Source organism: Rothia sp. CCM 9416 (assembly GCF_048513535.1).
Lineage (GTDB): Bacteria > Actinomycetota > Actinomycetes > Actinomycetales > Micrococcaceae > Rothia.
In genome coordinates this window covers 1-13612 of the sequence record NZ_JBLXXR010000010.1, presented here as the reverse complement: position 1 = coordinate 13612, position 13612 = coordinate 1, and the positions used below count along the sequence as shown (strand labels likewise).

Genomic DNA, 13612 nt, shown 5'->3' with positions numbered 1-13612 from the left:
TCAGAGTGACTTGCTAGGAGTCCAGCTCCAGGCCCAGAAGCGCGTTCTCTACAACTTCAGTCAGGGCCGGGTGGATCCAGTACTGGCCACGAGCCATATCCCGAGCAGAAAGGCCAAAGCTCATAGCCTGGATGAGGGGTTGAATCAGGGTTGGTGATTCTTCACCAATCAGGTGTGCTCCCAGTAATTGACCGGTATCCTTGCGGGCAATCAGTTTGCAGAGCCCCTCAGAGTCCTCCATGGCCCAACCGTAGGCAACGTCGCCGAACTTTTGCTCTTTGACGGTTATCTCAAAGCCCTCGCGGTCAGCCTCTTGCTGGGCTTCTTCCTCGGTCAGGCCCACCGAAGCAATCGGAGGGTAGGTGAAAACAGCGGAAGGGACAAAGCGGTGGTCTGTGGCTTTGAGGTGCTCAGGGTTGAGCAGATTCCACTGCACAGTGCGCATCTCAGCGTTGGCAACGTGCTTGAGCTGGAAAGGTGACGACACATCACCCAGCGCCCATAGGCCCTTGACCGGAAGGCCACCTGAGAGAACACGCTGGTACTCATCGACCTGCACCAGGCCTCGCTCATCAACGTCAAAGAAAGTGGCGGCCGAGATTGTATCCGAGTTCGGGGTGCGCCCTGTGGCTACCAGTACGGTATCGGCTTCAACCGTGACATCCTGCCCATGGGCCTCAAAGTGAACCGTCACTTTTCCACCCTGACTTGGTTCTATAGAGCGCAGGGCGTGGTTAAGGCGAAGGTCCCACTGATGCTGAGCGGCAGTGGTGAAAGTCTCTGCGATACTGCGGTCATGGCTCCTGAGCAGACGGTCGGAACGAACAGCCTGGGTTACACGAGCCCCAAGCCCGTTAAAGACATGCGCGAACTCAGCGGCGATAAAGCCACCGCCCACCACCACGATGTGTTGGGGTAGGTCCTCCAAGCGCATGATGGTGTCGGATGTGTGCACCTGGGGCAGGTCGATACCGGGAACCTGAGGCAGTGAAACGCGGGATCCGGTCGCTACAACAATCTGAGGGGCGGTCAGCTCAATACCTGAATCGGTACGTAGAGTGTGGGTGTCAATGAACTGGACGAACTCTTGGTAGACATCCACATTGTCCAGGGACTTACGCCACTGCAAACCGCCCTGGCTGATAGCATCGATACGCCCAAAAATGCGGTCACGGATATCGTGCCAGGCAGTACTGCGGTGTTCTAGCTCAACCCCCAGCCGAGCGGCCTCCTTGCTCCGGGTAACAACCGAGGCAGGGTAAACGTACATCTTGGTAGGGATACACCCCACGTTCAGGCAGGTTCCGCCGAACCGTCCGCCGTCAATAATGGCAATTTTCTTGCCTTCCATTGCTGCGTTCGGTAGAGAGTTACCGGAACCTGATCCGATGATAATAATGTCGTATTCGCGTACTGCGCTCAACACGGTACCTTTCGCTGTAGCTTTTGTGGGCACTGATTCGGTGTGCCCGTGTAAGGTTCAACATCGAACGCTGACAGGCTATTCCCGCCCACTGCCCCAGACTAAAATCCTCCCGATCAGCCTAGTGTGCTTATTCGTTGGTTGCCTTGTCTTGGGGAGTTTGCTTGGTCTGCTGAAGGTTCTGTTTCATCTGACGGAAAACAAGGACGTTACCTACTACCACGTGCAGACCGCCCAGAATCATTACCGGCAGGTTCCACCCAGCTTGAGGAGCAAGCGCCCCCACCAGCAAGAGAAGAGCACCAAAACCAATAACCATAATGTGAGTAATATTCATGCTACCTAGCTTATCTGGGCCCATTCACCAATCAAATAAAGGCGCTTCCGGGGGAACATATTCTCCAGCCTGCCAATGTGAGTAGTTGATCTCCCGGTCTCGAATCATCAGGCCAGGAGCAACTCTTTTGTACTGATAGTAGGTGCTGTAATCGATGTTGTCTTTACTAACCAAAATATATGTCTGGGCGCTTTCGCTCTGTATATATTTGTAATCCTGCATACTATATGTAATAAACGCCATTAATAGACCGAGCAGAAAGAAAATGAGGAAGATGGGCGTCCCGAGAACCCAAAGAACTGCGGTCAGAACTCCTGCAGTACTTTCCCTTTGCCCGGGAATGGCAGTTCTATGTTTCCAATTATTGATGCTCAAACTCAAGTAGATAGCACCCAAAATTGCGCTTACCCAGAGTGTAACCATAGCAACCACTACTACCCAACGGTCCACGATAGGCGTGAAAGTAAGGCCTCCTGCCCCCAGCGGATTCACATCACTGAACCTAGCTTGAAAGACGGTGTATCCAATCGAACACATGTAAAAGAGAGCAGTGCTCAGGAGCCAGGAAATCAACAGTCCACGAGTCTTTATCATGCCTAAAAAACTAGCACTGGAAAGCTGACCTGACTAGATTAAAGAAAGAAATACCCGCGAACTTACCCCTGCCTTAGGCCATCGGTGGGGGCAAAAGAAAGCAGCGGCCCCCGTTGCCCGGGAACCGCCGCCTTCTTACTCAGGTTCTCTACTGAACATTGACCACAATCAGCAGGTCACCACCAGCTACCTGCGAGATGTCCTTATAGACGATACGTTCGACGGTACCTGAGACGGTGGAAGTAATTGAAGCCTCCATCTTCATAGCCTCAATGGTGGCTACCTGGTCACCCGCCGCAATGACATCGCCGGGCTTGACCGTAATAGTCACACCACCGGCGAAAGGAGCCGCTATATGACCGGGATTGGAGGCATCAGCCTTCTCAGCTTCCTTGACGTTGGACTCAACCGAGTTATCGCGAACATAGACACTACGCTGCTGACCATTCAAGGTGCAGATGACCTCACGGATACCCTTATCATCTGGCTCTGAGATAGCCTGCAGGGTAGCAATCAAACGCACACCCTTACCCAGGGAGATGACGTGTTCGCGCTTGAAGACCATGCCGTAGAGGAAGTCACGGGTGTGCAGGATTGAAACATCGCCGAACTCCTCCCGGGCCTTCTCATAATCCTGGGTGGGGCCGGCAAAGAGCAGGCGGTTGAGGGTAGCGCGGCGGGTTGCCGAGTCCCCAGCCAAAGCCGCAAGGTCCTCCGCAGAAAGTTCCTTAAGGCTAGGCTTCGCCAGCTTGCGGCCCTCAAGTGCCCGGGTGCGGAAGGGCTCAGGCCAACCAGCAGGCGGGGTACCCAGTTCACCGTTGAGGAAGCCGATAACGGAGTCGGGGATATCAAAGTTCTGAGGATCTTTCTCAAAGTCCTCGGGTGAGACACCCATACCGACTAACTGGAGAGCCAGGTCGCCCACAACCTTGGAGGACGGGGTGACCTTGACGATATGGCCCAGCATGCGATCAGCTGCCGCGTACATATCTTCGATGTCCTCGAACCGCTCCCCCAGCCCCAGAGCCTTAGCCTGGGCGCGGAGGTTGGAGAGCTGACCGCCAGGAATCTCGTGGGTGTAGACACGCCCGGTCGGGGCAGACAAGCCCATCTCAAAGGGCTTGTAGATGGTACGAACAGCTTCCCAGTAGGGTTCCAGAGCGCAGGCGGCCTCAAGGGTGATAGAGGGCTGACGCTCGGTATGCTGGAGAGCACCCACAAGAGCTGAGAAAGAGGGCTGTGAGGTGGTGCCAGCCATGGAGGCTGAGGCCACGTCCACAACGTCAACACCGGCTTCAACCGCCGCAAGCAGAGTACCCACCTGGCCACCGGCAGTGTCGTGGGTGTGCAGATGCACTGGCAGATCAAAGCGCTCCCGCAGAGCGGTCACCAGTCGGCGGGCCGCCTCGGGGCGCAGCAGCCCTGCCATGTCCTTAATGGCTAGGATGTGAGCACCGGCCTCAACCACCTGATCGGCAAGGTTGAGGTAGTAGTCCAGTGAGTAGGTCTTCTCGTTGGGGTCGAGCATATCGCCGGTGTAGCAGATTGCCACCTCAGCTACCGCTGTGCCCGTTGCACGAACGGCCTTGATAGCCGGTGTCATTTGGGAGACATCGTTCAGCGAATCAAAAATGCGGAAGATATCAACACCGGTGGCTGCTGCCTCCTGCACGAAAGCATCGGTTACTTCGGTGGGGTAGGGCGTGTAGCCCACAGTGTTCCTACCCCGCAGTAGCATCTGGATAGGCAGGTTAGGCATGGCCGCACGCAGGTGGGCAAGGCGTTCCCAAGGGTCCTCAGTCAGGAACCGCAGAGCAACGTCGTAGGTAGCACCGCCCCAAGCTTCAACAGAGAAAAGCTCCGGGGTGACGTGAGCTACAGCTGGTGCTGCTGCCAAGAGGTCACGGGTACGCACACGGGTTGCCAGCAGTGACTGGTGAGCATCTCGGAAGGTTGTATCTGTGATCAGCACTTCCTTGGTCTCACGCACTGCCTTGGCAAAGCCCTCCGGCCCCAGTTCTAGCAGGCGTTGCCGCCAACCAGCTGGAGGCTGATGGGACGAAGCGTCAAAGGGTGAGCGGAAAGGCTCTGAAACCTTATCCCCGGGGAAACGTGGGAGCTTAGTGCGCGGGTCAATACCGTCAATGCGGGGGCCGTGAGGCTTATTGACGGTTACGTTCGCCAGGTACTGAAGAGCCTTGGTTCCACGGTCAGCGGAGGGTTTCTTGATCAAGAGCTCGGGGTGCTCATCGATGAAGGGGGTGGAGACATCGCCCGCGCGGAAGGTGGGGTCCTCCAGCACCGCCTGGATAAAGGGGATATTGGTGGCAACACCACGAATACGGAACTCCGCCAGCGCACGGGAGGCGCGCTGAACAGCTGATTCAAAGGTACGACCCCGGCAGGTCAGTTTGACCAGCATGGAGTCAAAGTGCGGTGAAATCTGCGCCCCGGTGTAGACGGTGCCACCGTCCAGTCGGATGCCGGAGCCACCGGCCGAACGGTAGTAGGTTACCTTGCCAACGTCCGGGCGGAAACCGTTGGCGGGGTCTTCGGTAGTGATGCGGGACTGAAGGGCGTAGCCACGTACTTTCAGGTCCTCCTGGTGGATTCCCAAATCATCCAGGGTTTCACCGGCAGCAATACGCATCTGTGACTGAACCAGGTCAACATCGGTCACCTCTTCGGTGACGGTGTGCTCCACCTGAATACGGGGGTTCATCTCGATAAAGACATGCTGGCCAGCGCGCTCACCTGCGGTATCGACCAGGAATTCCACGGTACCGGCGTTGACGTAGCCTAGCTCCCGGGCGAACTTCACAGCATCGCGGAAGAGGGCCTGACGGATCTTATCGTCCAGATTGGGGGCAGGAGCGATTTCAACGACCTTCTGGTGACGGCGCTGGAGCGAGCAGTCACGCTCAAAGAGGTGAACGATGTTGCCCTCTGCATCGGCAAGAATCTGCACCTCGATGTGGCGGGGGCGCAAGACAGCCTGTTCCAGGAAGACAGTGGGGTCACCAAACGCGGTTTCAGCTTCACGCATCGCCGCTTCGATGGAGCCTTTAAGAGCTTGGCGGTTTTCGACCCGGCGCATGCCACGGCCACCGCCACCGGCAACAGCTTTCACGAAAATGGGGAAGCCGATTTCTTCCGCCTGGCTCAGGAGGTAGTCGATGTCTGAGCTGGGTTCGGTTGATTTGAGCACCGGGATACCTGCGCGGCGGGCGGCACGCAGTGCCTCTACCTTATTTCCCGCTAACTCCAGTACCTCCGGGGGCGGGCCAATGAAGGTGATACCAGCGTCAGCTGCAGCCCGCGCCAAATCAGGATTTTCGGAGAGGAAACCGTAACCAGGGTAGATGGCATCGGCGCCGGCTTCTTTGGCGACGCGGATGATCTCATCAATGTCCAGGTAAGCCCGAACGGGGTGTCCCTCTTCACCGATGGGGTAAGCTTCATCAGCCTGCTGGCGGTGAATGGAGTGGCGGTCTTCGTAGGGGAAGACACCGACTGTCTTTGCACCAAGCTCATAGGCCGCTCGGTAGGCGCGAATCGCGATTTCGCCACGGTTGGCGACCAAGATTTTTGAAAACATTTCTTTCCGTTCCGCTCCGTCGAAACCTAGACAGGCAGGCGGAGCTAAGCCACAAGAGTGTGTGAACACCTCAAATATAGCTTTTTTTGACGGCCCAGACTCCCTTTTGAGGCCATGTTGTGTGATGAGGACCGTAATCTATGGATTTTATGGTCACTAGCACTACACTTGGTATTTTCTCCTGCTAGCCCCTTCCCAGGCGTGGGTATAGGCAAGCTCATCGTCCCCAGCTTTTTAGGTAGCATAGTAAAGGCAGTGTGTTCCCAGTAATCGAGAGGCTTCCCAGTATGACCAGCATTGTAAGCATCAGTAGCCTTAAAGGCGGCGTGGGTAAAACCTCTGTTACTCTAGGGCTTGCTTCTGCCGCCCAGGCCTGCGGATTACGTGTTCTGGTCATTGACTTGGATCCGCACGGGGATGCTTCAACGGGTCTGGGCTCACCTACCGATGGTGCCGATATGGGTGCCATGCTCTCAGCGCCCGACAATTATTGGCTCAAGGACGAGATTCGTCCCTCCTCATGGACCGCTCTGGGCAGTTTGGGGCAGGCTTCCCGAACTGGCTTAGAAGCCGGGGTGTGGGTTGGGCGGGCGTCAGCCCGGCTGACAGCCCTGGAACGGTCTGAGCCTACAGACATTCTGTTGCCTCATCTAGCACGATTGCTAGAACCCGTGAGCGACGATTTTGACCTCATCCTCATCGACTGCCCACCAACCCTTGGTCGCCTGACCGAGATGGCCTGGGCGGCTTCCGGGCGGGTTCTCTCTGTTGCCGAGCCTTCCCTCTTCTCTGTTGCCGGCTCTGAACGCACTATGCGAGCTATCGCCCGCTTTGAGTCAAACACTGAGTACGCTGTCGGAGCAGCATCCATCATTATGAATAAGGTCAGGGACAATGACCCTGAGCACGAATACCGCACCGAAGAAATGCGGGTCCTCTTTGGTGATCTGGTAGCAGAAATCCCGATTCCTGAGACTCCCCTGCTTCAGCGAATTCAAGGCTCCGCCTACCCCGTCCACTACTGGCCTGAAGCAGAAGCCCAGCCTCTGGCAGATGCTTTTACAGCCCTCTTAGCCGGGCTGGTAGAGCTTGAGAAAGCCAAGTAAGGCGCCTAGGAATACAAAAGGGGAAGGAAACCCTTGAAGGGTTTCCTTCCCTTATGTGCTGTGTTTACACAGAACAAAACTAATAGCTGATTAGGCGCCAGCTTTACGCGCCCGGCGGGCAGAGAGCTCATCGTGAATTTCGGGGCCCTGAGCGACTTCTTGTGCGGTGTTCTCGCCGGGTAGCTCACTGAGCGAAACTTCGAGTTCACGCCAGACCCGGCCAATGGCAATGCCGAAGACCCCCTGGCCAGCCTGTACCAAATCGATTACCTCGGCAGCTGAGGTGCATTCATAGACCGATGCACCGTCAGACATGAGAGTGATACCGGCTAAATCTTCGACACCCCGGGCACGCAGGTGCTCCACCGAAGTGCGGATCTGTTGCAGGGAAACCCCGGTGTCCAAAAGGCTCTTAACGATTTTAAGAACCAGGACATCGCGAAAAGAATATAGACGCTGGGAACCTGACCCCTGAGCAGAACGCACGGTGGGTTCGACCAGGTGAGTTCGGGCCCAGTAATCAAGCTGGCGGTAGGTAATGCCAGCAGCTTTACAGGCCGTAGGCCCACGGTAGCCCAGATTTTCATCGACCAGGGAAAGCGGATCGTCAAACAGAACGCCCTGCTCGCCTACCGGGGCACTGCGAGGCATGACGTCGTCAATACCCAGCAAGGGCTGATCCAGAGGGGCAGGTACGCCTTGTAGCGCATCAGTTGCGCTCTTGTAACCGTTATCGTTATTCACGGTGATAGCGATTCCTTCCCTCATGTGGATCATGGACTCTCTTATCCTACCTGCCCCAACCCGATTGACTGTTATTTAGGTCAGCCAGACACCCGGCGTTTTAAGGTGGTCTAAGTCATTAAAATACCGCCACCAGAAAGCTAGCCAGAGACTCAGCCTTCAAAGAGCCTAATCAAAGCTTGGCATTGCGCCTGCGACAAGGGCCATGTGTAGGCGGAGCATCAACTGGGCAATTTCACCAGCAAGCTCAGCCGCCCTGGCCTGAGATTTTTCGTCCTTACGCAAGGCCAGCGGGCCGACAGCGGTCTCCACCAGGTCTACTTCCCGGTCAGCCGCCGCCCGGAAAGCCCTCAGGTGGCGCGGGTGTAGGCCGTGGACAGTGAGCTGGTTACAGACCTCGGTGACAGCCAGATCATACTGATCGTAGGCTTCTTTCCCCTCTTCTAGCAGCCCGTAGTTGAGGAGTTCACGGAGCAGGGGCATATCAACGCCAGCCGCCTGGCCCAGCTCTCGCAGAGTATAGACCTGCCCAGGTTCAGCAGGAAGAGCTGGGCGCTGACCCGGAGCAACAGCAGGAACGGTTTTCTCTTCCTGAGACTGGACGGCCTCGGGCGCAAGCCCAGCATCTAACTCAGCTAGACGCTGCCTGATAACTTTGAGCGGTAGGTACTGGTCTCGCTGAAGCTGGAGGACATAGCGTAGGCGCTCAATATCCTGCTCAGAGTACTTACGGTAACCGGTATTAGTGCGCTGCGGGCTCACCAGCCCCTTGTCTTCAAGGAAGCGAATTTTAGAGGCGCTAATACCCTCAAACTCACCTTCGAGGGCGCCGAGTACCTGGCCGATCGTCTTATTCTTGGCCCCGGCACCGCTAGCGTCAGCAGATTGTGCCTGGGGTTTCATTACTTGCCTTGACCCTGGTAGAAAGCGAAGTGAAACTTGCCGATGTGGATTTCATCGCCGTTCTTGAGGTAAGCCTCATCGACGCGATCACCATTAACATAGGTACCGTTCAAGGAATCAGCGTCGGTCAGGATGAAGCTACCAGCGTTTGGAATAAAGAGTGCGTGGCGACGCGAAACGGTGACGTCGTCTAAGTAGATGTCAGACTCAGGGCTACGGCCGGCAATAGTGGGTAGAACCCCACCGTCATCTGTCGCATCGGGAGTCAGCAGGAAACGAGCACCCTTGAACTGACCATCAATACCAATAAGAACAGCTGAGCCAACAGGAAGAGTTGCCAGCAGGGCGGTTTCCTCAGCAGTAGGAGTGTGAGCCTGAGAAATCCCCAGGGCGGTGAGGCTAATGGTGCTTGTCTGTGGGTGGGCTTCGGCGGGGGCCATACAATCTAGTCCTTTGTGGGATGGTGCGACAGAAGAATCTTGGGGTCTGGAACCCGGGGAAGATGACTACGTCAAGGGATATGTTGTGTTGTGGTATGAACCGGCACAAGGTCACGAAATGGTAAACAGTGAACCGCTTGTTTAATCTTAGCCATTAGGAACGATTTATGGCTATTTCAGGCCGTGTTCCATCCGGTATTTTTCGTGATTTTCGCTCAGCAGAAGGGCACCGCCCTCCCCGGCAGGGAAAAGGCGGTGCACAAGCTCTACGAAAAGTGGGAAAGCTACTGGGCTTCAATCTCAGCTAGGTAGCCCTCAGCAGAAAGCAGGGAATCAATATCAGCTTTGTTCGCCGGGCGGAGTTCAATCAGCCAGCCCTCACCGTAAGGATCAGAGTTCACAATTTCGGGCGAGCTTTCCAAGGCATCGTTGACAGCTACAACTTGGCCAGAAAGCGGAACGAAGAGGTCAGAGACGCTCTTGGTGGATTCAATCTCACCGAATGTTGCCTCAGCTTCGAGGGTGTCCCCCACTTCGGGCAAGTCAACGTACACAACGTCGCCCAGTTCACCCTGGGCGTGGTCTGTCACCCCAATACGAACTGTTCCGTCTGCGGTGAGTTGACCAACCCACTCGTGTTCTTTGGTGTATTTGAGTTCTGCGGGAACATTGCTCATCGGAGGTGTCCTTTTCTAGTGATCAAAGATGCCGATCGAGGTGCGTGAAGCTCGAACTAACTGCGCATGATTCCAGTGAGGGAAAAGGAATCAGCCTAGGCACGATTATATGACACAGAAAACAGTGATGCGTGTTTGGCGCCACCTCTTTTACTGTCTTCTTACCATAAAAGGCCCGCCCCTCATGGTGAAGGGCGGGCTGGTCTTTACCGTGGATTAGATAAGGCCCTCAGAGAATTTGTAGGGGTTACCGAAACGGTGGGCAGTAATCGAAACGGCCTGCTCCCGGATAAAGGGCAGAATCTCGATTCGACCGGCTTCTGTCACAGGCTGGAAGTAAACCGCAATGTCGGGTCGGCCATTCAAGGCCTGGTAGACACTCGTGACATCCTGGCCAATGTAGCGGATACGGGCACCCTCAAAAGCGGTTCCCTCAAGCTTCTTGGAGGGGGTGTGAGCAATTTTGGCAAGAGCCGAGCGGTACTGAGCATCGTCCTGAGAGACAAGGCTGATACCTGCGGCGCCCAGAGCTGCGGTCAGAGCAGTGGGTAGCTCCTGGGCGGTGGAGAACTCAACCCGTGCCCCGGCAACCAGCCCCGCCAGCAGAACGCGCAAGGCAGCGACAAGCTCCCCATCTTGGTCTAGACGAACCTGAACCGTAGTTGGCAGGTAACGCAGGATATTGCGTTCTACACCCAGCTTACTGGGGTCGTGCCCCTGCCCGAACTCAGTTGCCCAGGCATCAGCATCAGAGCTTGCGGCGCGAGCCAGCATATCCAGCTCTTCTGGTGGGAAGCCATCCAGGCCGCGAACAGCGGTCAGCACAGAGAGCACCTTCTGGTCGGAGGGGGCGGTGGTCGCAGTTGCGGGTGCGCTTTCCCAGTCGCTGAGGGCCACCAGGTAGTTGGGGCCGCCAGCCTTGGTGCCCGAACCTACGGTGGACTTCTTCCAGCCGCCGAAGGGCTGACGCTGAACAATCGCGCCGGTGATGCCTCGGTTGACGTAGAGGTTACCCGCCTGAACCCTGCTGAGCCAGAGTTCAAGTTCACCGGAATCCAGTGAATGCAGGCCAGCGGTCAGGCCGTAGTCGGTTGCGTTCTGAAGCTCAATGGCTTCTTCTAAAGTTGCGGCCTTCATGACACCCAGAATGGGGCCAAAGTACTCGGTCAGGTGGTACTCGGAGCCGGGTTTGACACCTGCGCGGACGCCGGGTGACCAGAGCCTGCCGGTCTCATCGAGCTGCTGGGGTTTGAGTACCCAGGTCTCGCCCTCGCCCAGCTCGGTCAGGCCGCGCTTGAGCTTGCCCTCGGGAACCTCAATGACCGGGCCCATCTCGGCTTCAATGTCCTGGGGGTGGGCAACGTGCAGGGACTTTACCGCATCGACCAGCTGGTTGTAGAAGCGTTTAGACTCCCCTACCGAGCCAACAAGAATAACCGTTGAAGCCGCTGAACACTTCTGCCCGGCATGACCGAAGGCCGAGTAGACCACGTCTTTAACCGCCAGATCAAGGTCAGCATTGGGGGTCACAATAATGGAGTTCTTACCGGAGGTCTCACCGAATAGCGGCAGGTCCTTACGCCAGGACCGGAACATCTCGGCGGTCTCGTAACCGCCGGTCAGAATAAGGCGGTCAACGCTGGGGTGGGCAATCATGGTGGAACCGGCCTGGCGGTCGGTGACCTTGACCAGGCGCAGGACCTCCTCGGGCACTCCAGCCTGCCACAGCACCTCAGCAATCAGTGCGCCCACCCGGGCGGTGTTGCTTGCGGGCTTGAAAATCACGGCGGAGCCAGCGGCCAGGGCAGAAAGCACACCACCGACGGGGATCGCTGTGGGGAAGTTCCAGGGCGGAACGACCAGGGTCAGCTTAACCGGGTGGTGCTTGGCACCGTCCACAGAATCAAGGCGCTCAGCCAGCAGAGCGTAGTAGTAGGCAAAGTCGATAGCCTCAGAGACTTCAACATCTCCCTGGTCCAGGGTCTTGCCGGCCTCAGCAGCCATAATCTCCATGAACTCGCCACGGCGGACCGCCAGGTTGACGGCTACCTTACGCAGGATTTCGGCACGTTCGGAGGCGGGGCGGGCACCCCAGGCGCGGCCAGCTTCCACGGTCTGGGCGACCAGGGTCTCAGCCTCTTCTGATGAACCCAGCTCGTTAGCTTCCAGAGCATCCAGACCAATCTGGGTGGTCTTGGAGCGCTCCAAGATAGCGCGGCCCCATTCACGGTTACCCGCCAGGGCTGGGTCGGTATCGGGAGTGTTCTCAAAGGTCCCGGGGGCAGGCTTGAAAACAGTATCAGCAGTCTCCTCCAGCCTGTTCTGGGTGCGCTGGGGCGGCTGAACTTCATCGGTCACAGCCTCCAGGGAGCGCAAGAATCGATTCTTTTCGCGTTCAAAGAGCTGGGGGGAAGAATCCAGGTCAAAGACCGCGCTCATGAAGTTCTCGCTCGATGCGTTCTCTTCAAGGCGGCGCACCAGGTAGGAGATAGCGACATCGAACTCTTCGGGGCGGACCACGGGGGTGTAAAGCAGCAGGTGGCCCACACGCTGGCGGATAACCTCCGCCTGCTGGGAGGCCATGCCGATGAGCATCTCAAATTCGATATCTTTTTCGACCCCTCGGTCTTCGGCGAGAAGCAGTGCAAAAGCGACGTCAAAGAGGTTGTGGCCGGCAACGCCCAGGCGGATGTTGCGGGTGCGTTCGGGGGTCAGTGCATAGTTGAGGATGCGCTTGTAGTTAGTGTCAGAGTCCTGTTTGGAGTCGCAGGTAGTCAGGGGCCAGCCATGAACGGCGGCTTCTACCCTTTCCATGGACAGGTTTGCGCCCTTGACCAGTCGAACCTTGATGCGAGCGCCACCGGCGGCAACGCGCTGAGCGGCCCACTCCTGAAGGTGCTGCATGGCGGCCAGGGTGTCGGGCAGGTAGGCCTGGAGCACGATGCCGGCCTCCAGGTTCTTAAGCTGGGGTTGGTCAAGGATCTTGGTGAAGACCGCGATGGTCATGTCCAGGTCCTTGTACTCTTCCATGTCCAGGTTGATGAACTTGGGGGTCGGTGATGCCGCCGCCTGCTCGTAGAGGGGGGTCAGGCGTTCAACGGCATCGGCCACGACCTCTTCGAAGGCCCAGTGCGAGTGGGGGCCAGATACGGAGGATACCTTAATGGAAACGTAGTCAACGTCGTCGCGGGCCAGCAGTCGCTTGGTTTCACTCAGGCGGCGTTCTGCCTCGCGGTCACCTAGGACGGCTTCACCCAGCAGGTTGATGTTGAGCTTGTTGCCTGTTGAGGTCAGGTGTTTGATGGCGGGGCCCAGCTTCTGGTCGCGGGCATCGACAATCAGGTGGCCCACCATCTGGCGCAGGACGGTGCGGGCAAGGGGTACGGTGGGCCAGGAAGCCTTGGCGGCCAGCTTGCCGCCCACCCCTACAGCGCTTTTCATGTACCAGGGCAAGAAGGAGGGCACGATCGGGGCGATTCGGCTCAGGTTTTTACCGGCGACTTGCTGGTCTTCGGGGCGGATGACGCCGTCCACAAAGCCCACGGTGAAGTCTAGGCCGTTAGGGTCTTTGAGAACTCCGGCCAGTTTTTCTGCGGAAGGGTCAGAGGGAATCTGCTGGGCTGCCTGAACCCAGTCAGCAACCAGCTGGACGGCCTGTTCTGCTAGTTTCTGGTGGTGGGTGTCGGTGAAGGGTTGTGCCATGGGGTGACCTCCTTGTTGGCCCGCTCTTGGCGGGGCGAAAACCTGCTTCTTGTTATCCATTTCACCATCTTTAGGTTCTGGTTACACT

The 13612-nt window shown here is 57.2% G+C and carries 10 protein-coding genes; 1 reads left to right on the top strand and 9 read right to left on the bottom strand.

Annotated features, from left to right (window positions below; translation table 11 throughout):
- Positions 1–13 precede the first annotated feature (13 nt).
- From ACN080_RS05505 to ACN080_RS05490, 4 genes are all read right to left on the bottom strand, one after another.
- Positions 14–1423 carry a mycothione reductase gene (locus tag ACN080_RS05505; protein ID WP_419104232.1) on the bottom strand — a complete coding sequence of 470 codons (1410 nt, stop codon included), beginning with the start codon at positions 1421–1423 and terminating at the stop codon, positions 14–16.
- A gap of 130 nt (positions 1424–1553) precedes the next feature.
- The gene (locus tag ACN080_RS05500) at positions 1554–1760 is read right to left on the bottom strand and encodes a hypothetical protein (RefSeq protein ID WP_419100040.1); all 207 of its coding nucleotides are present in this window, start codon (positions 1758–1760) and stop codon (positions 1554–1556) included.
- Positions 1761–1784: 24 nt separating this feature from the next.
- A complete protein-coding gene (locus ACN080_RS05495; RefSeq protein ID WP_419100039.1) occupies positions 1785–2183 on the bottom strand; it encodes a hypothetical protein in 399 nt (132 codons plus the stop codon).
- A gap of 319 nt (positions 2184–2502) precedes the next feature.
- Positions 2503–5952, bottom strand: coding sequence for a pyruvate carboxylase (locus ACN080_RS05490; protein ID WP_419113251.1), 3450 nt, complete (start codon positions 5950–5952; stop codon positions 2503–2505).
- A 287-nt stretch (positions 5953–6239) separates the two neighbouring features.
- Between ACN080_RS05490 and ACN080_RS05485 the strand changes: the two genes are divergently transcribed.
- Positions 6240–7058, top strand: a complete 819-nt coding sequence (locus ACN080_RS05485) for a ParA family protein (RefSeq protein WP_419100037.1) — start codon at positions 6240–6242, stop codon at positions 7056–7058.
- Between the two features lie 90 nt (positions 7059–7148).
- Here ACN080_RS05485 and ACN080_RS05480 read toward each other — a convergent pair whose 3' ends face one another.
- The 5 genes from ACN080_RS05480 to ACN080_RS05460 all read right to left on the bottom strand — a co-directional run bounded on the left by ACN080_RS05480 (position 7149) and on the right by ACN080_RS05460 (position 13524).
- A complete protein-coding gene (locus ACN080_RS05480) occupies positions 7149–7709 on the bottom strand; it encodes a MerR family transcriptional regulator (RefSeq protein ID WP_419100119.1) in 561 nt (186 codons plus the stop codon).
- A 261-nt stretch (positions 7710–7970) separates the two neighbouring features.
- A complete protein-coding gene (locus ACN080_RS05475; RefSeq protein WP_419100036.1) occupies positions 7971–8705 on the bottom strand; it encodes a MerR family transcriptional regulator in 735 nt (244 codons plus the stop codon).
- On the bottom strand, positions 8705–9145 hold the full coding sequence (locus ACN080_RS05470; protein WP_419100035.1) for an FHA domain-containing protein: 441 nt from the start codon (positions 9143–9145) through the stop codon (positions 8705–8707). Before ACN080_RS05470 ends, ACN080_RS05475 begins: the two co-directional genes overlap by 1 nt.
- A gap of 284 nt (positions 9146–9429) precedes the next feature.
- Positions 9430–9822 carry a glycine cleavage system protein GcvH gene (gene gcvH, locus ACN080_RS05465; protein WP_419110660.1) on the bottom strand — a complete coding sequence of 131 codons (393 nt, stop codon included), beginning with the start codon at positions 9820–9822 and terminating at the stop codon, positions 9430–9432.
- Positions 9823–10038: 216 nt separating this feature from the next.
- Positions 10039–13524, bottom strand: a complete 3486-nt coding sequence (locus ACN080_RS05460) for a bifunctional proline dehydrogenase/L-glutamate gamma-semialdehyde dehydrogenase (protein WP_419113250.1) — start codon at positions 13522–13524, stop codon at positions 10039–10041.
- Positions 13525–13612: the final 88 nt, after the last annotated feature.